Consider the following 21009-nt stretch of genomic DNA (forward strand, 5'->3'; position numbering starts at 1 on the left):
GGCACCCGACCGTAGGGCCCGGCTACCGGTCGCGCAGCGCGCGCAGGGCGGTCTTGCGGGCCTCGCCGGTCAGCCGGTCGAGGAACACCTTGCCGTCGAGGTGGTCGACCTCGTGCTGCAGGCAGCGCGCCATCAACCCGCTGCCCTCGACCCGGACCGGTTCCCCGTGGACGTCGAAGCCCTCGACGACGGCGTGCATCGCCCGCACCGTGGGCGCCCACAGGCCCGGCACCGACAGGCAGCCCTCGTCGCCGTCCTGGGTCTCCTCCGACACCTCGGTGAGCGTCGGGTTGACCACGTGCCCGATGACGCCGTCGATGTTCCAGGAGAACACCCGCGCGCCGACGCCGATCTGCGGCGCGGCCAGCCCCGCGCGGCCCGGGTGGTCGACGGTCTCCACCAGGTCGCGCACCAGGGTGGCCAGCTCCCTGTCGAAGGCGCGCACCGGGTCGGCCGGGGTGCGCAGGACCGGGTCACCGAGCTCGCGGATGGGACGGATCGTCACCGGGGCAGTCTCGCAGCCCCCCGCGGCGCCCCGACCAGCACCATCTCGTCGCGGTGCACGACCTCGCGCCGGTACTCCGGGTCGAGGTCGGGGGTGCGCCGGCCCAGCAGCGCGGGCAGCTCGCGGGCGTCGTAGGCGACCAGCCCGCGGGCGACCACGCCGCCGTCCGGGCCCACCAGCTCGACCGGGTCGTCGGCGAGGAAGTCGCCGTCGACGCCGGTGATGCCGGCGGCCAGGAGCGAGGCCGACCGCTCGCGGACGGCGCGCACGGCGCCGTCGTCGAGCAGCAGCCGGCCGCGCGGCCGGCTGGCGTAGCGCAGCCAGAACTGCCGGCCGGTGGGACGGCGGCCGTGCGGCTCGAACAGGGTGCCCACCCGCTCCCCCGCCAGCGCCGCGGCGGCCTGCGGGGTGGAGGTGACGACGACCGGCACGCCCGCGCCCGAGGCGATCAGCGCCGCCTCGACCTTGGTGGCCATGCCGCCGGTACCCACGCCGTTGCGGCGGGCGGTGCCGAGGGTGACCGCGGCGAGGTCGCCCGCGCCGCGCACCCGGTCGAGCAGCCGCGCCGGGCCGGTGCGCGGGTCGCCGTCGTAGACGCCGTCGACGTCGGACAGCAGCACCAGGGCGTCGGCGGTGGCCACGTGCGCGACCAGCGCGGCGAGCCGGTCGTTGTCGCCGAAGCGGATCTCCTCGGTGGCCACCGTGTCGTTCTCGTTGACGATCGGCAGCGCGCCCAGGGTGAGCAGCCGCTCCAGCGTCTGGCGGGCGTTGCGGTAGTGGCTGCGCCGGGTGAGGTCGTCGGCGGTGAGCAGCACCTGGCCGATGGTGACCCCGTGCCGGTCGAAGGCGTCGGCGTAGGTCTGCACCAGCCGCAGCTGCCCGACGCTGGCCGCCGCCTGGGCGGTGGCCAGGTCGCGCGGGCGGCCCTCGACGCCGAGCGGGGCCAGGCCGGCGGCGATCGCGCCGGAGGACACCAGCACCACCTCGCGGCCCTGCGCGCGCACGGCGGCCAGCACGTCGACCAGGGCGGTCAGCCGCGCCGGGTCGAGCCCGCCGGGCAGCGTGGTCAGCGACGAGGAGCCGACCTTGACCACCACGCGGCCGGCACCGGCGATCTCCGGGCGGGCGCTCACGCGTCGTCCCCGGGCGGCTCGTCGTCGGGCAGCTCGTCGTCGGTCCAGGTCTCGGTGAGCTCGTAGGGCACCCGGCGGGCCTTCTTCGCCGCCAGCCGCTCGGCGGCGCGCACCCGGTGCGGGGCGTCGATGCGGCTGTCGGTGCCGCGGCCGCCCAGGCCCGCGGTCTCCTCGGCCAGCGGGGTGCCGGCGGGCAGGGTGGGCTGGAAGTCGAAGGCGACGTCGCCGATGACGACGGTGTCGCCCTCCTGCGCGCCGAGGCGGGTGAGCTCCTCCTCCACGCCGAGCCGGTTGAGCCGGTCGGCGAGGAAGCCGACCGCCTCGTCGTTGGTGAAGTCGGTCTGCCGCACCCAGCGCTCGGGCTTGACGCCGCGGACGACGAAGGTGCCCTCGTCGTCCGGGTCGGGGGTGACGGTGAAGCCCGAGTCGTCGACGGCCCGCGGGGTGAGCGTGACGCGGGCCGGCTCGGGCGCGGGCAGCGCGGCGCGGTGCTCCTCGACGGCGGCGGCCAGCGCGTAGCCCAGCTCGGCCAGCCCCTCCCCCGTCGCGGCGCTGACCGAGAACACCCGCAGCCCGCGGTCCTCGAGGGAGGACCGGACGAGGTCGACCAGGTCGCGCCCGTCGGGGACGTCGACCTTGTTGAGGACGGCGAACCGCAGCCGGCCCACCAGGTCGAGCTCCTCGCCGCCGTACTCGCGCAGCTCGTGCTCCAGCGCCTCGATGTCGGTCTCCGGGTCCCGCCCGGGCTCGAGGGTCGCGGTGTCGACGACGTGCACCAGCACCGCGCAGCGCTCGACGTGCCGGAGGAACTGCAGGCCCAGCCCCTTGCCGGTGGCCGCGCCGGGGATGAGCCCGGGGACGTCGGCCATCGTGAACACCGTGTCGCCGGCCCGGACCACGCCGAGGTTGGGCACCAGCGTGGTGAACGGGTAGTCGGCGATCTTGGGCCGGGCGGCGGACATCGCCGCGATCAGCGAGGACTTGCCCGCCGACGGGAAGCCCACCAGGCCGACGTCGGCGACGCTCTTGAGCTCCAGGACCGCGTCGAAGGCCTCACCGGGCTCGCCGAGCAGCGCGAAGCCGGGCGCCTTGCGGCGCGGGTTGGCCAGCGCGGCGTTGCCGAGACCGCCCCGGCCGCCCTGGGCGAGGACGACGCGGGTGCCGGCGCCGACGAGGTCGGCGACCACCTCGCCGCCGACGCTGACGACGGTGCCCTCGGGCACCCGCAGCACCCGCTCCTCGCCGTTGGCGCCGTTGCGGTGGCTGCCGGCGCCGGGGCGGCCGTTGCCGGCGCGCTGGTGCGGCCGGTGGTGGAAGTCCAGGAGGGTGTGGACGTTGGGGTCCACCTCGAGGACGACGTCACCGCCGTTGCCCCCGTTGCCGCCGTCGGGGCCACCGAGGGGCTTGTACTTCTCGCGGTGCACGGATGCGACGCCGTGACCGCCGTTGCCTGCGGCGACGTGCACGACGACGCGGTCGACGAACGCGGCCATGTCTGCTCTACCTGCTCACTGCCTGCTCAACGCCGACGAGCGCACGGGCCGGCCGGCCCGTGCGCTCGTGACGTGGTGACCTGCTGGAACGGCCCCCTCGCAGGGGGCCCGCGCCGAGCTCGCGAGGCGCGGGGGCGAGGAGGTCCTTCGTCAGGCCTCGACCGTGGTGATCGAGACGGTCTTGCGGCCGCGGCGGGTGCCGAAGGTGACCGCACCGGCCTCGAGGGCGAACAGCGTGTCGTCACCGCCACGGCCGACGCCCAGCCCCGGGTGGAAGTGGGTGCCGCGCTGGCGCACGATGATCTCGCCGGCCTTGACGACCTGGCCGCCGAAGCGCTTCACGCCCAGGCGCTGGGCGTTGGAGTCGCGGCCGTTGCGGGAGGACGAGGCGCCCTTCTTGTGTGCCATGTCGTCGTCAGCCCTTCGTGATGTCGCGGACGACCACGTCGGTCAGCGGCTGACGGTGGCCCTGACGCTTGTGGTAGCCGGTCTTGTTCTTGAACTTGTGGATGCGGATCTTCGGGCCCTTGCCGTGGCCGACGATCTCGCCGGTGACGGTGACGCCGGCCAGGGCCTGCGCGTCACTGGTCACGGTCTCGCCGTCGACCAGGAGCAGGGCCGGCAGGGTGACGGTGTCGCCCGCCTCGCCCACGAGACGGTTGACCGTGAACCGGTCGCCCACGGCGACCTTGTGCTGCCGGCCACCGGCCTTCACGACTGCGTACACCACTGACTCCTCGATCGCTGCTGTCTGTCCCGCGATGCGCCCTGCACGCACCCCGGCGCGGGCGCCGGGTGCTGGACGGGCCGCACCGCCTCATCGGCCCCGGGCAGGACCCGGTCCGGGGCGGTGCAACCCGACCAGCGTACCCGAGCGGCCGGGACGGGGTCGAACGCGCCCCCGCAGCCTCAGGAGGCCGGCGGGCCGGCCGGGCGGCTGGCCGCGCGGCGGCGGCGCGGACGTCCACCGGCCGGCTCCGCGCCGCCGTTCGACGCGGCGGCGGGGTCGCTGCCGGGTGCCTGCGGGTCGCGGGAGGGGGCTGGGTCGTCGGGGCCGGCCGACGCGGGCACGTCCTCGTCCTCGTCGTCCTCGTCGGCCACCGGCTGCACCGGCGCCGCGTCGCTCGCCGCGGCGGGCTCCGGCACGGCCGGGGCGGCCGCGAGCTCGGCCCCGGTGGGCCCCTCGATGACCGGCTCCGGCCCGCTGGTCACGGGCACGCCGCTGTCCGCCCCGGCGTCCACCGGCTCGGTCACCTCCGTGGCCGACGCCTCGGCGACCTCGACGCCGTCGGCCTCGACCGCGTCGTCGACGTCACCGGAGGCCGCCGCGAGCACCGCGGCGTCCTCGGCGGCGCGCTCCTCGCCGGCCTGGCCGCGGTTGCGGCGCCCGCGGCGGCGGCCGCCGGACCGCTGGCCGTCCCCGCTCTCCGGACCGCTGCCCTCGGCCGCCTCGGCGCCGGCCGGCACGGGGACCGGCTCGGCCTCCGCGCGCTCGGCGTCCCTGCGCTCGGCGTCCCTGCGCTCGGTCTCCTTGCGCTCGGTCTCCTTGCGCTCGGTCTCCTTGCGCTCGGCGTCCCGGCGGGACTGGTCGCGCCGGCCGTTGCCCCCACCGGAGCTGCCGGGGCTCCCCGAGCCCCCCGAGCCGCCCGACCCGTTGCCCCCGCCGCCGCGCCGCTTGTCGTCGACCGGGTCGGTGTGCACCAGCACCCCCCGGCCGCGGCAGTGCTCGCACGGCTCGGAGAACACCTCGAGCAGGCCCTGGCCGACCCGCTTGCGGGTCATCTGCACCAGGCCCAGCGAGGTGACCTCGGCGACCTGGTGCTTGGTGCGGTCGCGGCCCAGGCACTCGGTGAGCCGCCGCAGCACCAGGTCGCGGTTGCTCTCCAGCACCATGTCGATGAAGTCGATGACGATGATGCCGCCGATGTCGCGCAGCCGGAGCTGGCGGACGATCTCCTCGGCCGCCTCCATGTTGTTGCGCGTGACGGTCTGCTCCAGGTTGCCGCCCGAGCCGGTGAACTTCCCGGTGTTGACGTCGACGACGGTCATCGCCTCGGTGCGGTCGATGACCAGCGAGCCGCCCGAGGGCAGCCACACCTTCCGGTCGAGCGCCTTGGCCAGCTGCTCGTCGACCCGCAGGTCGCGGAACACGTCGCCCTCGCCGGTGTGCCGGGTCAGCCGCCCGGTCAGCTCCGGGGAGACGTGCGCGACGTAGGCCTCGACGGTGTCCCACGCGTCGTCGCCCTGGACGACGAGCTCGCTGAAGTCCTCGTTGAACACGTCGCGGATGACCCGGATGGCGAGGTCGGGCTCGCCGTAGAGCAGCGTCGGCGCGTTGTTGCTGGACGACGCCTTGGTCTGGATGACCTCCCACTGCGCCTGCAGCCGGGCGACGTCGCGGGTGAGCTCCTCCTCCGAGGCGCCCTCCGCGGCCGTCCGGATGATCACGCCGGCGTCCTCGGGGACGATCTTCTTGAGGACGTCCTTGAGCCGCTGCCGCTCGGTGTCGGGCAGCTTGCGGCTGATGCCGGTCATCGAGCCGCCGGGCACGTAGACCAGGAACCGGCCGGGCAGGTTCACCTGCTGGGTCAGCCGGGCGCCCTTGTGGCCGATCGGGTCCTTGGTGACCTGCACCAGCACCTTGTCGCCGGACTTCAGCGCCTGCTCGATCGAGCGCTGCTTGCCGCTCAGGCCGGCGGCGTCCCAGTTGACCTCGCCGGCGTAGAGGACGGCGTTGCGGCCCTTGCCGATGTCGACGAAGGCCGCCTCCATGCTGGGCAGCACGTTCTGCACGCGGCCGAGGTAGACGTTGCCGGCGAACGAGGTCGCCTGCGCCTGGGTCACGTAGTGCTCGACGAGCACCCCGTCCTCGAGGACGGCGATCTGCGTGCGCTCGCCGCGCTGGCGGATGACCATCCGGCGCTCGACCGACTCGCGGCGGGCGAGGAACTCCGCCTCGCTGAGGATCGGTGCGCGGCGGCGGCCGGTGTCGCGGCCCTCGCGGCGGCGCTGGCGCTTGGCCTCCAGCCGGGTGGAGCCGGCGACCCCGCGGACGTCGTCGTCGCTGGTGGTGCGGCCGGTGCGACCGGCGCGCTCGGGGCGGTCGTCGTCGTCGGTCGCGGCCTCGGCGGCGGAGTCCCCGCCGCGGCGACGGCGGCGACGGCGACGGCGGGTGCTCGACCCGCCCTCGGCCTCGTCGCCCTCGCCGGCCTCGTCGTCGGTCTCGGTGTCGGTGTCCTCGTCGTCGGACTCGTCGTCGTCGGTGTCCTCGCCGGTCCGCTCGGCGGCGTCCTCGGCGGCGTCCTCGCCGTCACCCTCGGCGTCGTCGCCGGTGCGCCCCCGGCCGCGGCCGCGACGGCCCCGACGGCGGCGCCGGCTGCCGCCGCCGTCCTCGCGGTCGGCGTCGGTGTCGGCGTCGGTCTCGCCCTCGACGTCCGTGTCGACGTCCTCGGCCTCGTCCGCGGCGTCCTCGTCGGGACGCGGCTCCTCGACCGCGGGGGTCTCGCCGCCGCGGCGCCGGGAGCGGCCGCGGCGCGAGCGCGGCGCCGGGGTCTCCTCGGTCTCCTCGTCCGGCGCGGCGGCGTCCTCGACCTCCGGGGACTCCGGCAGCGGCCGGCGGCTGCGCCGGCGCGGCGCGGGGGCCACCTCGGCCTCGGGCGCGACGAAGCTGACGAAGGCCGGGATGGCGGGGGCCACCGGCGGCGGGGGCGGGGTGACGGTGCCGGGGTCGGCCGCACCGGCCGGGCGGGTGGCCCGGCGGCGGGGGCGGGCGATGACGGCGGTGGGCTCCGGGGAGCTGAACTGGGCGCCGAAGGGGGACGGCGCCGGGTCGTCCTCGGGCTCCTCCTCGGCGGGGGCCTCGGCCACGGGGAGCTCGGCCACCGGGAGCTCGGCCACCGGGAGCTCGGCCGCCGGAGGCTCGACCGGCGGGAGCTCGGCGAGGGAGGCCGCCGGGGGCTCGGCCACGGCGGTCTCGGCGGGCGGCTCGTCGGGGGTCTCCCCGGTCGCCGCCTCCCCGCTCAGCACCTCGGCGACCGCGGCGGCGTCGCCGGGCGCGAGGTCGGGGGTGTCCGGGTCCTGGGTGCCGGGGGCGGGGGTCCCGCCGGTGTCCCCGGTGGTGCTGTCGCCGGTGGTGGTGTCGTCGTCCTGGTCGGCCACGAGGGCTCGCCTCCTGTGTGGTGCTCCCGGGCGCCGATCGGAGGACAGGCGGCCGCGCAGGAGCACGGGTTGGGCGGGCCGGGCGGCCGCGAGGGGTGCGGCGGCCGCCCGGCCTGCGAAGTCTGTGGTCGGTCCCGCGCGGCGGTCGCCGCGGCCGGGGCCGGACTGCAGGTGGTGCGGACTGCAGGTGGTGCGGACTGCAGGTGGTGCGGTGGTGCGGTGGTCTCGGGTGGTGCCGGGCGGCGGCACGTCTGGCAGCCGTGTCGCTCGACGGCGCAGGGGCGTCCGGGCTGCCCGGTCAGACCGCGGCGTGCTCCCCCTGGCAGCGGGCGCGCGCCTCTCGGTCGGGACCGAGCGGGTCGGCCACGGTCCCGCTGCCGTCGAGCCGGCCCTGCGCCTCACGCACGGCCCGTGGGGGCGACGGCGGGCGCAGGTCGGCGACGGCAGCCAGAGCGGCCACCACGTCGTCGGGTCGAACGGCGGGCGTCACCTGCCGGACGACCACGTGCAGTATGGCACAACCTGCCTCCCCGCCCGTGGACGCCGAGGCCACCGGGCCGCGCGCATCGACGTCGCGCACGCCGTTCTTGGTGCGCTTGGCGACGAGCACCGCGTCGCGGGCCAGCAGCTCCTCGACCGCGGCGGCGAGCTCGGCCGGCTCCACGCCGGGCAGCTCGACCCGCCACCGGGCGGCGTCGATCCGGTCGGCCAGCGACCCGCCGCCCTCGGCCGCCTCCACGCACTCCAGGACGTCGACGCCGGCCGGCAGCGACGCGTCCAGCGCGGCGCGCACCTGTTCGGGGTCACACCGCCGGGCCAGGCCGATCTCCAGGTACTCGGCCTCGCTGGCCGCCCCGGTCGGCGCCGCGCCCACGTAGGAGATCTTCGGGTGCGGGGAGAAGCCGGCCGAGAAGGCCATCGGCACCTGAGCGCGGCGCAGCGCCCGCTCCAGCGCCCGGGCGAGGTCGCGGTGCGAGGCGAAGCGCAGCGGGCCGCGCTTGGCGTAGCGCAGCCGCAGCTTCTGCACGGTGGGCGGCGGGGGCGGCCCGTCGGGCTGGCGGGCCACTACCGGGCCACCTCAGCGACCCACGACGGTCAGCGGGAGCAGGCTGCGCCCGGTGGGACCGATCTGGATCTCGGTGCCGTTGGTCGGGCAGACCCCGCAGTCGTAGCAGGGGGTCCACCGGCAGTCGGCGACCTCCTCCTCCGACAGGGCGTCCTGCCAGTCGTCCCAGAGCCACTCCTTGTCCAGCCCGGAGTCCAGGTGGTCCCAGGGCAGCACCTCGTCCTGGGTGCGCTCGCGGGTGGTGAACCAGTCGAGGTCCACGCCCAGCGGCGCGAGCTCGGCGGCCGCGGCCGCGGTCCAGCGCTCGTAGGAGAAGTGCTCGCTCCAGCCGTCGAAGCGGCCACCCTCGCGCCACACCCGCTCGATCACCCGGCCCACCCGGCGGTCACCGCGGGAGAGCAGTCCCTCGACCACGCCGGGCTGGCCGTCGTGGTAGCGCAGGCCGATGGAGCGGCCGGTGCGGCGGTCGGCGTTGATCGCCTGGCGCAGCACCCTCAGCCGGTGGTCGATCGTCTCGGCGCTGGCCTGCCCGGCCCACTGGAAGGGGGTGTGCGGCTTGGGCACGAAACCGCCGATGGAGACCGTGCAGCGGATGTCCTTGCGCCCGCTGGCCTCGCGGCCGGCGCGGATGACCTCGACGGCGAGCTCGGCGATCTCCAGCACGTCCTCGTCGGTCTCCGTCGGGAGGCCGCACATGAAGTACAGCTTCACCTGCGTCCAGCCGTTGGCGTACGCCGTGGTGACCGTGCGGACCAGGTCCTCCTTGGACACGGTCTTGTTGATCACGCGGCGGATCCGCTCGCTGCCGCCCTCCGGGGCGAAGGTCAGCCCGGAGCGCCGGCCGTTGCGGGACAGCTCGTTGGCCAGCGTGACGTTGAAGGCGTCCACCCGGGTGCTCGGCAGCGACAGGCCGGTGTTGGTGCCCTCGTAGCGGTCGGCCAGCTCCTTGGCCACCTGGCCGATCTCGGAGTGGTCGGCGCTCGACAGCGAGAGCAGCCCGACCTCCTCGTAGCCGGTGGCGCGCAGGCCCTGGTCGACCATCGAGCCGATGCCGGTGATCGTCCGCTCCCGCACCGGGCGGGTGATCATCCCGGCCTGGCAGAACCGGCAGCCGCGGGTGCAGCCGCGGAAGATCTCCACGCTCATCCGCTCGTGCACGCTCTCCGCGAGCGGCACCAGCGGCGTCTTCGGGTAGGGCCACTCGTCGAGGTCCATGACCGTGCGCTTGCCGACCCGCGCCGGGACGTCGTCCCGGGTGCGGGTGACCGCGGCGATCGCACCGCCGGGCCCGTAGGAGACGGCGTAGAAGCGGGGCACGTAGACGCCGTCGACGCGCGCCAGGCGGGCCAGCAGCTCGACCCGCCCGCCGGGGCGGCCCTGCTCCTTCCACGCCGCGACGACGTCGGTGACGTCCCCCACGACCTGCTCGCCGTCACCGAGGACGGCGCAGTCGACGAAGTCGGCGATCGGCTCGGGGTTGAACGCCGCGTGCCCGCCGGCGACGACGACCGGGTGGGTCTCGTCGCGGTCGGCCGCGTGCAGCGGGACGCCGGCGAGGTCGAGCGCCTCGAGCAGGTTGGTGTAGCCGAGCTCGGTGGCGAAGCTGACGCCGAGGACGTCGAAGTCGCGGACGGCGCGGTGGGCGTCGACGGTGAACTGGCCGACACCGTGCTCGCGCATCAGCGCGGCCAGGTCGGGCCAGACGGCGTAGGTGCGCTCGGCCAGGGCGTCGGGACGCTCGTTGAGCACCTCGTACAGGATCATGAGGCCCTGGTTGGGCAGCCCCACCTCGTAGGCGTCGGGGTACATCAGCGCCCAGTGGACGGCGACGTCGTCCCACGCCTTGACCTGCGCGTTCAGCTCCCCGCCGACGTACTGGATCGGCTTCTGCACCTGGGCCAGCAGCGGTTCGAGACGGGGGTAGAGACTCTGTCCAGACATGACCGGTCCAGGGTAGACGCCGCACCCCCCGCTCCGGCCCTCGCGCCGAGAGGCGCCGCAGTGTGCACGCTCCTACACTCAGGGTGACCAGCACGACGGCCCCAGGGAGGAACGTGCCCGAGCAGGCCGGGACCACCACCGCGCCCAGGAGCGCCGACGGCGTCACCCGTACGCGGTCCCCGCAGACCCTCTCCCGGGGCCGGGCGGTGTTCACGCTGCCCCGGGGCCGGGCGGTGCTCACCCTGCCCCGGGGCCGGGCGATGCCCCCGGAGCAGTGGGCGACCCACCACGCCTTCGTCCTCCGCACCCTCGCCGTCCTCGTCGCGGCGGTGCCGGTCTACGCCCTGCTGCGCGGCCACGGGCCCGGAGCGGCCGCGCTGGCCACCGCTCCCCTGCTGGCGCTGACCCTCCTCGCGCGGTCGACGCTGCTGCGGCGCAGCACCCGTGCCGCGGCGGCGGCGCTCGCCCTCATGGCGGTCGCGGCGGTGGGCGTGCAGTTGTCGGGTGGGCGGACCGAGGCGCACTTCCTGTTCTTCGCACTGCTCCCGCTGGCCGCGCTCTACGCCGCCCGGGCGCCGTTCCTGGTCGCCGTCGGCTTCGTCGCGGTGCACCACTTCGTGCTGGGCAGCCTGCTGCCGCACGCGGTGTACGAGCACCACGTCGCGCCCCTGCCGATGGCCACGCTGCACGCGGCGTTCGTGCTGCTGGAGAGCTGGGCCTGCCTGGTCGCCTGGCACCGCTTCGACGACCGGCGGGAGCGGGTCGAACAGCTGGTGGCCGAGCGCACCGCCGAGCTCTGTGCCCAGCGCGACGAGCTGGCCCGGCTGGCCGCCGTCGTCCAGTGCACCGACGACGCCGTCGCCACGCTCAGCCCCGACGGGCTGATCACCAGCTGGAACCCCGGCGCCGAGCGGCTCTACGGGTGGTCGGCCGGCGAGGTCGTGGGCCGGCACATGTCGGTGCTGACCGCCGAGGAGGAGTCCCCCGCCGACCTCGGCGCGCTGTCGGACAGCACCGCACCGGTGGAACGCCGGCACCGCCGGCGCGACGGCTCGGAGTTCGACGCGCTGGTCACCTTCTCGACCATCCACGACGAGGACGGCGCCCTCACCGGCGTCGCCGGGATCGCCCGCGACATCACCGGGCGCAAGCGGGCCGAGGCCGAGGCCCGCGCGGCCGCCCGGCAGCTGGAGGAGCAGGCCGGCGAGCTGGCCCGCCTCGCCCTGCACGACCCGCTCACCGGCCTGGCCAACCGGACGCTCCTGGCCGACCGGCTCGAGCACGCCCTCGCCGACCGCCGCGCCCGCCGGCACGCCGTCCTGCTGGTCGACCTCGACGACTTCAAGGCGGTCAACGACGAGTGCGGGCACGAGGCCGGCGACGCCGTGCTCACCGCGGTCGCCCGGCGGCTGGAGTCGGTGGTGCGCCCGGCCGACACCGTGGCCCGGCTCGGCGGCGACGAGTTCGTCGTCCTCATGGAGGACGTCGAGGGCCGGCGCGACGTCGTCGCCGTCGCCGAGCGGCTGCTCGGCGCGCTGCGCGAGCCGGTGGCCTTCGGCGACGAGCGGTTCACCGTGGGCGGCAGCGTCGGCGTCGCGCTCACCGGCGCCGGTGACCGCCGCGGCATGGACGACCTGCTGCGCGACGCCGACCTGGCGATGTACGTGGCCAAGTCCGGCGGCAAGAACCGCGTCCGGGTCTTCGAGCGCGGCATGCGCGAGGAGGTCACCGCCCAGGACGAGCTGGTGCGCGACCTGCGCGCCGCCGTTCCCAACGGCGAGCTGCGCCTCCTCTACCAGCCCCAGGTGGACCTGCGGACCGGCGCGGTGACCGGCGTCGAGGCCCTGGCGCGGTGGCAGTCGCCCAGCCGCGGGCTGGTCGAGCCGGCCGGCTTCATCCCGGTCGCGGAGACCTCCGGTGTCGTCGACGCCATCGACGACTGGGTGATCGGCGAGGCCTGCCGGCAGCTGCGCGCCTGGGACGACGCCGGCCTGCCCGCACTGGGCGTGGCGGTCAACGTCTCCGCGCGGCGGCTGGGCACCGGCGACCTCGCGGTCACCCTCGCCGCGGCCGCCCGGGACGCCGGCGTCGCCCCCGCCCGGCTGGAGATCGAGGTGCCCGAGGCGGTGGCCGCCGGACCCGACGCCGCGGCCGGCATCCGCGAGGTGCGGGCGCTGGGCGTGCGGGTGGCCATCGACGACTTCGGCACCGGGTCCTCCTCGCTGTCCCGGCTGCAGGACCTGCCGCTGGACCGGCTGAAGATCGACACCACGTCGGTGGCGCTGCTGGCCGCCGACGCCGCCGCCGGGTCGCTCGCCGACGCGGTCATCGCGCTGGGCAACAGCCTGGGCCTGCAGGTGGTCGCCGAGGGCGTCGAGCAGCCCGGCCAGCTCGCCGCGCTCCGGGCGCTGGGCTGCGACACCGCGCAGGGCCACCTGTTCGGCTCCCCGGTGCCGGCCGACGCCGTCGAGACGCTGCTGCGCGACGGCCGCGTGCTCCCCGCCGTGGCGTGAGCCGACCACCTCAGCGCAGCAGCAGTCGCTCCAGGCGCCGGGCGCCGAGCGCCAGCCCGGCGACCCCCATGACCAGCAGGTAGGCGGCCGAGCCCAGCAGCGCCCAGCGGACGTCGCCGGTGACGACGCCGCGCACGAGCTCGATGCCGTGGTAGAGCGGCGTGCACTCGACGAGGAGCTGCAGCGGCCGCGGGTAGGCCGACAGCGGGTAGAAGGTCGTGGAGAACAGGAACAGCGGCAGGACGGCGACCTGCACGAACTCGAAGTCCTGCCAGCCGCGCAGGAAGGTGCTCGCCGCCAGGCCCACCGCGGCGAAGGCGAACCCGATGAGCACGGCGGCCGGCAGCGCCAGCACCGCCCACCAGGAGCCGACCAGGCCGAGCACCAGCATGACCAGCAGGAAGGCCGCGGAGTACACCGCGCCCCGCAGCAGCGCCCACACCGTCTCCCCGACCGCGGCGTCGGCGGCCGACACCGGGGTGGCCAGCACCGCGTCGTAGAGCTTGGCGTACCTCAGCTTGAAGTAGAGGTTGAAGACGGCGTCGTAGACCGCACCGTTCATGGCGGCCGAGGCCAGCAGGGCCGGGGCCACGAACTCCTGGTAGCTCAGCGCCGTGCCGCCGTCGGTGACCACCTCGCCCACCAGCCCGCCGATGCCCACGCCGATCGACAGCAGGTAGAAGAACGGCTCGGAGAAGCCCGAGACGTAGACCACCCAGTTGCGGCGGGCCACCAGCAGGTTGCGGTGCACCAGGGAGCCCGCGCGCCGGGGCGAGAGCGGGAACAGCGGCACGACCCGCAGCACCAGCGACACCGACGGGCCGGCCGGCCGGGGGACGCTCACCGCACCAGCCGCCGGGTCAGCGCGCGGGCGGCCAGGACGGCGCCGGCCGCGGTCCACAGCAGCAGGTAGCCGACGTGCAGCAGCGCCGGCCCGGCCGAGACGGTGCCCAGGGCCAGGTCGCGGGCGAGGGTGACGCCGTGCCACAGCGGGGTGGCGCGGGCGATCCCCTGCAGCACGGCGGGCAGCTGCTCGACCGGGAAGAAGGTGCCGCTGAACAGGAACATGGGCACCAGCAGGAACCGCTGCAGCGCGGCGAAGGCGGCGTCCTCCTCCAGCCGGGCGGCCAGCGCGGTGACCGGCGCCGCGAAGGCCAGCCCCGTGAGCAGCGCGACCGGCACGGTGAGCACCACGAGCGGACTGCGCGCGGCGCCGAAGGCCAGCAGCACCAGCAGGAAGGCCGCCGCGGAGCTGGTCACCCGGAAGGCGACGTAGAGCAGGTGCCCGGCCACCAGGTCGACCGGGCGCGCCGGGGTGGCCAGCAGCGCCTCGTAGGTGCGGTCCCACTTGATCGCCCCGAGCACCGGGTAGCTCGACTCCCCGGTGGCGGTCTGCATGGCCGCGGCCACCAGCAGGCCGGGCGCGAGGAAGGCCAGGTACCCCACCCCGCCGGGCACCCCGGGGCCGCGGTCGACCAGCGAGCCGAGGACCAGGCCCATCGCGGCGAGGAAGAGCACCGGCTCCAGCACGCTGCCGATCGCGCTGCTGCGCCAGTAGTGGCGGTGCGCGGTCAGCCGCTGCAGGAACAGCGACCAGGCGGCCGGACCGGGCACGTCAGTCGACCAGCGTGCGGCCGGTGAGCCGGAGGAAGACGTCCTCCAGCGAGCTGCGCCGCACCAGCGACGACACCGGCTGCAGACCCTGGGCGAGGACGGCGGACAGCGCCGCGTCGCCGTCGCCGGTGTAGAGCAGCAGCCGGTCGGGCAGCACCTCGACCCGCTCGGCGAGGCCGCGGGCGGCCAGCGGGGCGAGCGCGTCGGCGTGCGCGGCCGGCCCGGGTCCGCCCTCGGTGAGCGGGAAGCGCAGCTCGCACACCTCGCGGGTGGACCAGGCGGCGATCAGCTCGGCCGGCGACCCCTGCGCGGCGATCCGCCCCTTGTCCATGACGACGAGCCGGTCGCACAGCTGCTCGGCCTCGTCCATGTAGTGGGTGGTGAGCACCAGGGTCACGCCGCGCTGCTTGAGCCGGTAGAGCCGCTCCCAGAGCACGTGCCGGGCCTGCGGGTCCAGGCCGGTGGTGGGCTCGTCGAGCAGGACGACGTCGGGGTCGTTGACCAGCGCCCGGGCGATGGTGACCCGCCGCTTCATCCCGCCCGACAGCGGCTCGACCCGGTCACCGGCCCGGTCGGTGAGCTGGACGAAGTCGAGCAGCTCGGCGGCCCGCGCCCGCACGGTCGCCCGGGGCAGGCCGAAGTAGCGGCCGTAGACCAGCAGGTTCTCCGCGACGGTGAGCTCGAGGTCGAGGTTGTCGGTCTGCGGGACGACCCCGAGCCGCGTGCGGATGGCCGGGCCGTCGACGGCGGGGTCCATGCCGAGGACCCGCAGCTCCCCCGCGGTCGGCGGTGAGACGGCGCCGATCATCCGCATCGTCGTGCTCTTGCCGGCCCCGTTGGGCCCGAGGAAGCCGAAGGCCTCCCCGGGCGCGATGTCGACGTCGATGCCGTCGACGGCGGTGTACCCGCCGAAGCGCTTCACCAGGCCCCGGGCCCGGACCAGCGACTCCACCATGTCCCCCATGCTGTCCCCGGCCCCGGGGGCCGGGTCGAGCGGATTACGCCGCGAGGTCCGGGAAGAACAGCCCGATCTCGCGCGCGGCCGACTCGGCCGAGTCCGAGCCGTGCACGATGTTCGACTGCACCTCCAGGGCGAAGTCACCGCGGATGGTGCCGGGGGCGGCCTTCACCGGGTCGGTGGCACCGGCGAGCGCGCGGAACGCCTCCACCGCGCGGGGCCCCTCCACCACGAGGGCGAGCAGCGGGCCGCCGGTGATGAACTCGACCAGCGAGCCGAAGAAGGGCTTCTCGCGGTGCTCGCCGTAGTGCTCCTCGGCGACCTCGCGGGTCAGGGTGCGCAGCTCGGCGGCGACCAGGCGCAGGCCCTTGGCCTCCAGCCGCGAGACGACCTCGCCGACGAGGCCGCGGGCGACGCCGTCGGGCTTGACGAGGACCAGGGTGCGATCAGTCACGGGGCGGCAGCCTACGGGACGGCGCGCGTCAACCTGGGTTGACACACGAGTGGGCGTCAACCACAGTTGACGCATGGCCTCTCCCACCGACGTCACCACCGCCGCCGCGGCCGACGACCCGGACACCGGCCTGCGGGCCGTCCGGGCGCTGCGCGAGCTGGCCGAGCGCCTGGAGGTGCTGCAGGTCGGCAACGCGCGGGCGCGGGGCTGGTCGTGGCAGCAGATCGCCGAGGCGCTCGGGGTGTCCCGGCAGGCCGTCCACAAGAAGCACGCCCGGAGCAGGAAGGACGTCTGAGGTGTTCGAACGCTTCACCCGGGAGGCCCGCCAGGCGGTGGTCGCGGCACAGGAGGAGGCCCGCGACCTGCGCGCCGCGCGGATCGAGCCGGTACACCTGCTGCTCGCCCTCACCCGCGACCCCGGGCGCGGGGGCGCGGCGCTGCGGGCCGTCGGCGTCGACCACGCCGGTGCCCGCGAGGCGCTGACCCGCTCGGGCGGCCCGCTGGACGCCGACGCCCTCGCCGCCGTCGGCATCGACCTGGACCGGGTGCGCGCGGCCGCGGAGTCCGCGTTCGGGCCCGGCGCGCTCGACCGGGGACCCGGCACGGGCGGGAGGCACCTCCCCCTCACCGACGGCGCGAGACAGGTGCTCGAGTCCACGCTGCGGCACGTCCTGGCCCTGCCGCGCCGGCACCGCGGCCGCCGGACCATCGACACCGGGCACCTGGTCGTCGGCGTCCTCGCCGTGGCCGACCCGGTCGTCGGGCGGGTGCTGCGCCAGCTGGGCGCCGACGTCGCCCGGCTGCGGCAGGAGCTCGCCGCCCGCTCCGCCGCCTGAGCGTCAGTCGCCGGCGGCGGGCTCCCGGAACGGCGAGCCGAGCAGGTCCTTGCGGATCTGCAGCAGGTACAGCCAGATGAGCACGAAGACCCCGCCGACGAACCACATCGCCGCGTCGATGAGCCCGGTGAGCAGCAGCGGCACCTGCAGCGCGGTCGCGATCTCCAGCCCGCGCGGCCGCCGCTGGACGCCGCTGGCCAGCACGAGCACGAGGGCGAGCACCAGCAGGATCGTCAGCCGGACGCCGCCGAGGCCCGCCGGGGTCTGGGCGATGGCGCGCGGGACGAACAGCACCGCGATGCCCTCGAGCAGCAGCACGGCCGCGGCGGCTCCCCGCAGCGCCCGCGCGGCGCGGACCGGGTCGGGCGCGGTCACGGCCGACCGCCCAGCACGGTGCGGGCCTCGCCGGCGGTGACCACGCTGCCGGTGACCAGCACGCCCGAGCCGCCCAGGGCGTCGTCCGGCCCGGCCTCGGCCAGCTCGATCGCCTCGGTGAGTGCCTCGGGCAGCCGCGGCGAGACGCTGACCCGGTCGGCCCCGAACACGTCGACGGCGAGCGCGCCGAGCTCGTCGGCCGGCACCGCCCGCGGCGAGCCGTTCTGGGTGACCACCAGCTCGGCGCAGACGGTCTCCAGCTCGCGCAGCATCCCCTCGACGTCCTTGCCGTGCACCACGCCGACGACGCCGACCAGCCGGGTGAAGTCGAAGGACTCCCGGATCGCCGCCACGGTGGCCGCCATCCCGGCGGGGTTGTGCGCGGCGTCGACCAGCACCGTCGGGCTGGTGCGCACCCGCTCCAGCCGGCCCGGGGAGCGCACGGCGGCGAAGGCGGACCGCACGGTCTCGACGTCGACCGGTCCGGTGGCCGCGCCGGCGCCGAGGAACGCCTCGACGGCGGCCAGCGCGGTGGCCGCGTTCTGCGCCTGGTGCGCGCCGAACAGCGGCAGGTAGACGTCGGCGTACTCCCCGCCGAGGCCCTGCAGCCGCAGCTGCTGCCCGCCGACGGCGACCTTCCGGTCGAGCACGCCGAACTCGGTGCCCTCGCGGGCGACCACGGCCTCCACCTCGACCGCGCGGCGCACCAGCGCGTCGAGCGCCCCGGGCTGCTGGTGGGCGAGGACGGCGATCGCGTCGCGCTTGATGATCCCGGCCTTCTCCCCCGCGATCGTCGGGACGTCGGGGCCGAGGTACTCCGAGTGGTCCATGGCCACCGGCGTGACGACGGCGACCCGGGCGTCGACGACGTTGGTGGCGTCCCACGTGCCGCCCATGCCGACCTCGATGACGGCGACGTCGACCGGCGCCTCGGCGAACAGCGCGTAGGCCAGGCCCACCGTGACCTCGAAGAAGCTCATCGGGTGCTCGCCGGCGGCGTCGACCATCCGCACGTAGGGCGCGATGTCGTCGTACGTCTCGACGAAGCGCTCGGCGCTGACCGGCTCGCCGTCGAGCACGATCCGCTCGCGCACCGACTGCAGGTGCGGGCTGGTGAAGCGGCCCACCCGCAGGCCGAAGCCGCGCAGCAGCTCGTCGACCATCCGCGCCGTCGTCGTCTTGCCGTTGGTGCCGGCGACCTGGACGACCGGGTAGGCGCGGTGCGGGTTGCCCAGCAGGTCGACCAGGGCGGCGATGCGCCCCAGCGAGGGCTCCAGCCGGGTCTCCGGCCAGCGGGCCAGCAGCTCCTGCTCGACGCGGGTCAGGTCGCTGCTCATCCTCCCCAGGATGCCAGCCGCCGCCTTCCTAGACTGGAGAGCATGGTCACCGACACCCGCACCCCGGACACGCCTGGCCCGGGAGCCTCCGTCGGCGTACCCGAGAAGCCCACGCTCGACGGTCTGGAGGCCACCTGGGTCGCCCGCTGGGCCGAGCAGGACACCTACGCCTTCGACCGCGCGGCGGCCCTGGCCGCGCCGCGGGAGCAGACGTACTCCATCGACACCCCGCCGCCGACGGCCAGCGGGTCGCTGCACGTGGGGCACGTGTTCAGCTACACCCACACCGACATCGTCGCCCGCTACCAGCGGATGCGGGGCAAGCACGTCTACTACCCGATGGGCTGGGACGACAACGGACTGCCCACCGAGCGGCGGGTGCAGAACTACTACGGCGTGCGCTGCGACCCGGCGCTGCCCTACGACCCCTCCTTCGAGCCGCCGGCCAAGCCGGGCAAGGAGCAGCTGCCGGTCTCGCGGCGGAACTTCGTCGAGCTCTGCATGCAGCTGACGGAGGAGGACGAGCGCGCCTACGAGCAGCTGTGGCGCCAGGTCGGCCTGTCGGTGGACTGGTCGAACGTCTACCGGACGATCTCCGAGACCTCCCGGGCCACCGCGCAGCGGATGTTCCTGCACAACCTGGCGCGCGGGGAGGCCTACGCCCAGGAGGCGCCGACCCTCTGGGACGTCACGTTCCGCACCGCCGTCGCGCAGGCCGAGCTCGAGGACCGGGAGCGTCCGGGCGCCTACCACCGGATCTCCTTCTCCGGCCCGGCCGGCCCGGTGTTCATCGAGACCACCCGGCCGGAGCTGCTCCCCGCCTGCGTCGCGCTGGTCGCCCACCCCGACGACGAGCGGTACCGGCCGCTGTTCGGGCAGACGGTGCGCACGCCGCTGTTCGACGTCGAGGTGCCGGTGGTCGCCCACCGGCTGGCCGAGCCGGACAAGGGCTCGGGCATCGCGATGATCTGCACCTTCGGCGACCTCAACGACGTCACCTGGTGGCGGGAGCTGCAGCTGCCCACCCGCGCGGTGATCGGCTGGGACGGCCGCTTCGTCCCCGACGCCCCCGACGGTGTGCCCGCCACCGTGTACGGCGAGCTGGCCGGGAAGACGGCGTTCAGCGCTCAGCAGCGCATCGTGGAGCTGCTGCGGGAGTCCGGCGACCTGCACGGCGAGCCGACGGCGATCACCCACCCGGTCAAGTTCTACGAGAAGGGCGAGCGGCCGCTGGAGATCGTCACCACGCGGCAGTGGTACATCCGCAACGGCGGGCGCTCCCCCGAGCTGCGCGACGCGCTGATCGCCCGCGGCCGGGAGATCCAGTGGGTGCCCGAGCACATGCGGTACCGCTACGAGAACTGGGTCGAGGGCCTCAACGGCGACTGGCTGATCAGCCGGCAGCGGTTCTTCGGCGTCCCGTTCCCGGTCTGGTACCGGCTCGACGCCACCGGTGAGCCCGTGTACGACGAGCCGATCCTGGCCCCGGAGGAGTCGCTGCCGGTGGACCCGGCCTCCGACGTGCCCCCGGGGTTCGAGGAGTCGCAGCGCGGCGTCCCCGGCGGCTTCGTGGCCGACCCCGACATCATGGACACCTGGGCGACGTCGTCACTGTCGCCGCAGGTGGCCTCGGGCTGGGACACCGACCCGGAGCTGTTCGCGCACGTCTTCCCGATGGACCAGCGGCCGCAGGCGCACGACATCATCCGCACCTGGCTGTTCTCCACCGTCGTCCGCTCGCACTTCGAGCACGGCGCGGCGCCGTGGACGCACGCGACGATCTCCGGCTTCGTCGTCGACCCCGACCGCAAGAAGATGTCGAAGTCGAAGGGCAACGTCGTCACGCCGATCGACGTGCTCGAGCGCTACGGCACCGACGCCGTCCGGTGGCGCGCCGCCGGGGCCCGGCCGGGGGCGGACTCGCCGTTCGACGAGGCCCAGATGAAGGTCGGCCGGCGGCTGGCGATGAAGATCCTCAACGTCGGCAAGTTCGTGCTGGGCCTCGGGGTGACCGCGGGGCTGACCGGCGAGCAGGTGACCGAGCCCCTGGACCTGGGGGTGCTCGCGGCGCTGCGGTCGGTGGTCGAGGAGGCCACCGCCGCGATGGAGGCCTACAACTACACCCGCGCGCTCGAGGTGACCGAGGCGTTCTTCTGGTCGTTCTGCGACGACCACGTGGAGCTGGTGAAGTCGCGCGCCTACGGCACCGGCCCGGCGGCGGAGTCCGCCCAGGCCGCCCTCGCGTTGGCGCTGTCGGTGCAGCTGCGGCTGTTCGCCCCGGTGCTGCCCTTCGTCACCGAGGAGGTCTGGTCCTGGTGGCAGGGCGGCTCGGTGCACCGCGCGCCGTGGCCCGCGGCCGCCGAGCTGCCGGGCGGCGGGGACGCGGGGGTGCTGCCGGTGGTCGCGGCCGCGCTGGCCGGCGTCCGCAAGGCCAAGTCCGACGCGAAGGTGTCCATGCGGGCCGACGTCGAGTCGGCGACGGTGACCGTGCCGGAGGCGCAGGTGCCGCTGGTGGAGGCCGCCCGGGGTGACCTGACCGACGCCGGGCGGATCGCCTCCCTGTCGGTGGTCGCCGGTGACGGCCCGCTCTCGGTGGACGTCGTCCTGGCCCCACCCGCCGACTGAC

The 21009-nt window shown here is 75.4% G+C and carries 18 protein-coding genes; 4 read left to right on the forward strand and 14 right to left on the reverse strand.

From position 1 onward, the window contains the following. Positions 1 to 22: 22 nt before the first annotated feature. The 8 genes from def to LY71_RS19855 all read right to left on the reverse strand — a co-directional run bounded on the left by def (position 23) and on the right by LY71_RS19855 (position 10296). Positions 23 to 505, reverse strand: coding sequence for a peptide deformylase (def, locus tag LY71_RS19820; RefSeq protein ID WP_106280957.1), 483 nt, complete (start codon positions 503 to 505; stop codon positions 23 to 25). After that, a complete protein-coding gene (gene proB / locus LY71_RS19825) occupies positions 502 to 1638 on the reverse strand; it encodes a glutamate 5-kinase (protein WP_106280959.1) in 1137 nt (378 codons plus the stop codon). Before proB ends, def begins: the two co-directional genes overlap by 4 nt. Next, the gene (obgE, locus tag LY71_RS19830; RefSeq protein WP_106280961.1) at positions 1635 to 3131 is read right to left on the reverse strand and encodes a GTPase ObgE; all 1497 of its coding nucleotides are present in this window, start codon (positions 3129 to 3131) and stop codon (positions 1635 to 1637) included. Before obgE ends, proB begins: the two co-directional genes overlap by 4 nt. A 150-nt stretch (positions 3132 to 3281) precedes the next feature. After that, a complete protein-coding gene (gene rpmA, locus LY71_RS19835) occupies positions 3282 to 3539 on the reverse strand; it encodes a 50S ribosomal protein L27 (protein WP_106280963.1) in 258 nt (85 codons plus the stop codon). A 7-nt stretch (positions 3540 to 3546) separates the two neighbouring features. Further along, positions 3547 to 3858, reverse strand: coding sequence for a 50S ribosomal protein L21 (gene rplU / locus LY71_RS19840; protein ID WP_091113808.1), 312 nt, complete (start codon positions 3856 to 3858; stop codon positions 3547 to 3549). Between the two features lie 182 nt (positions 3859 to 4040). Beyond that, a complete protein-coding gene (locus LY71_RS19845) occupies positions 4041 to 7289 on the reverse strand; it encodes a ribonuclease E/G (protein ID WP_106280965.1) in 3249 nt (1082 codons plus the stop codon). A gap of 298 nt (positions 7290 to 7587) precedes the next feature. Next, entirely contained in the window at positions 7588 to 8355 is a 768-nt protein-coding gene (locus LY71_RS19850; RefSeq protein WP_106280966.1) for a TIGR03936 family radical SAM-associated protein, read from the reverse strand. Between the two features lie 12 nt (positions 8356 to 8367). Beyond that, positions 8368 to 10296, reverse strand: coding sequence for a TIGR03960 family B12-binding radical SAM protein (locus LY71_RS19855; protein WP_106280968.1), 1929 nt, complete (start codon positions 10294 to 10296; stop codon positions 8368 to 8370). Positions 10297 to 10379: 83 nt separating this feature from the next. Here LY71_RS19855 and LY71_RS19860 point away from each other — a divergent pair, with 83 nt between their 5' ends. Further along, on the forward strand, positions 10380 to 12809 hold the full coding sequence (locus tag LY71_RS19860; protein ID WP_146146192.1) for a putative bifunctional diguanylate cyclase/phosphodiesterase: 2430 nt from the start codon (positions 10380 to 10382) through the stop codon (positions 12807 to 12809). Positions 12810 to 12819: 10 nt separating this feature from the next. On the opposite strand, the gene LY71_RS19865 is transcribed toward LY71_RS19860, so the two are convergent. Genes LY71_RS19865 through ndk form a run of 4 tightly spaced genes read right to left on the reverse strand, consistent with a single transcriptional unit; the run spans position 12820 to position 15835 of the window. Continuing rightward, on the reverse strand, positions 12820 to 13653 hold the full coding sequence (locus LY71_RS19865; protein WP_211297441.1) for an ABC transporter permease: 834 nt from the start codon (positions 13651 to 13653) through the stop codon (positions 12820 to 12822). Beyond that, complete coding sequence (locus LY71_RS19870; protein WP_106280972.1) at positions 13650 to 14423, reverse strand: ABC transporter permease; 774 nt, start codon at positions 14421 to 14423, stop codon at positions 13650 to 13652. The genes LY71_RS19865 and LY71_RS19870 overlap by 4 nt, the downstream gene beginning before the upstream one ends. A 1-nt stretch (position 14424) precedes the next feature. Further along, on the reverse strand, positions 14425 to 15378 hold the full coding sequence (locus LY71_RS19875; protein ID WP_106281033.1) for an ABC transporter ATP-binding protein: 954 nt from the start codon (positions 15376 to 15378) through the stop codon (positions 14425 to 14427). Between the two features lie 43 nt (positions 15379 to 15421). Then, positions 15422 to 15835 (reverse strand): nucleoside-diphosphate kinase, encoded by a 414-nt coding sequence (gene ndk, locus LY71_RS19880; protein WP_106280974.1) that lies wholly within the window; start codon positions 15833 to 15835, stop codon positions 15422 to 15424. A 73-nt stretch (positions 15836 to 15908) separates the two neighbouring features. On the opposite strand from ndk, the gene LY71_RS19885 reads away from it, so the two are divergent. Together LY71_RS19885 and LY71_RS19890 are read left to right on the forward strand one after the other, a co-directional pair. Continuing rightward, positions 15909 to 16130, forward strand: a complete 222-nt coding sequence (locus tag LY71_RS19885; protein ID WP_106280976.1) for a helix-turn-helix domain-containing protein — start codon at positions 15909 to 15911, stop codon at positions 16128 to 16130. Between the two features lies 1 nt (position 16131). Then, a complete protein-coding gene (locus LY71_RS19890; protein WP_106280978.1) occupies positions 16132 to 16671 on the forward strand; it encodes a Clp protease N-terminal domain-containing protein in 540 nt (179 codons plus the stop codon). Between the two features lie 3 nt (positions 16672 to 16674). On the opposite strand, the gene LY71_RS19895 is transcribed toward LY71_RS19890, so the two are convergent. Both LY71_RS19895 and LY71_RS19900 read right to left on the reverse strand, forming a co-directional pair. Then, on the reverse strand, positions 16675 to 17046 hold the full coding sequence (locus LY71_RS19895) for a DUF4233 domain-containing protein (RefSeq protein WP_106280980.1): 372 nt from the start codon (positions 17044 to 17046) through the stop codon (positions 16675 to 16677). Beyond that, entirely contained in the window at positions 17043 to 18383 is a 1341-nt protein-coding gene (locus tag LY71_RS19900; protein ID WP_106280982.1) for a bifunctional folylpolyglutamate synthase/dihydrofolate synthase, read from the reverse strand. The genes LY71_RS19895 and LY71_RS19900 overlap by 4 nt, the downstream gene beginning before the upstream one ends. A 42-nt stretch (positions 18384 to 18425) precedes the next feature. Here LY71_RS19900 and valS point away from each other — a divergent pair, with 42 nt between their 5' ends. Then, positions 18426 to 21008, forward strand: coding sequence for a valine--tRNA ligase (gene valS / locus LY71_RS19905; protein ID WP_106280984.1), 2583 nt, complete (start codon positions 18426 to 18428; stop codon positions 21006 to 21008). Position 21009 lies beyond the last annotated feature (1 nt).

Source organism: Geodermatophilus tzadiensis (assembly GCF_003002915.1).
In the GTDB taxonomy this organism is placed as follows: domain Bacteria; phylum Actinomycetota; class Actinomycetes; order Mycobacteriales; family Geodermatophilaceae; genus Geodermatophilus; species Geodermatophilus tzadiensis.

What these genes read in the sequence shown, in the direction of transcription:
- obgE (WP_106280961.1), bottom strand. Translation starts at nt 3,131, where the DNA reads ATGGCCGCGTTCGTCGACCGCGTCGTCGTGCACGTCGCCGCAGGCAAC.
- rpmA (WP_106280963.1), bottom strand. Translation starts at nt 3,539, where the DNA reads ATGGCACACAAGAAGGGCGCCTCGTCCTCCCGCAACGGCCGCGACTCC.
- LY71_RS19855 (WP_106280968.1), bottom strand. Translation starts at nt 10,296, where the DNA reads ATGTCTGGACAGAGTCTCTACCCCCGTCTCGAACCGCTGCTGGCCCAG.
- LY71_RS19875 (WP_106281033.1), bottom strand. Translation starts at nt 15,378, where the DNA reads ATGGTGGAGTCGCTGGTCCGGGCCCGGGGCCTGGTGAAGCGCTTCGGC.
- LY71_RS19885 (WP_106280976.1), top strand. Translation starts at nt 15,909, where the DNA reads ATGGCCTCTCCCACCGACGTCACCACCGCCGCCGCGGCCGACGACCCG.
- LY71_RS19900 (WP_106280982.1), bottom strand. Translation starts at nt 18,383, where the DNA reads ATGAGCAGCGACCTGACCCGCGTCGAGCAGGAGCTGCTGGCCCGCTGG.
- valS (WP_106280984.1), top strand. Translation starts at nt 18,426, where the DNA reads ATGGTCACCGACACCCGCACCCCGGACACGCCTGGCCCGGGAGCCTCC.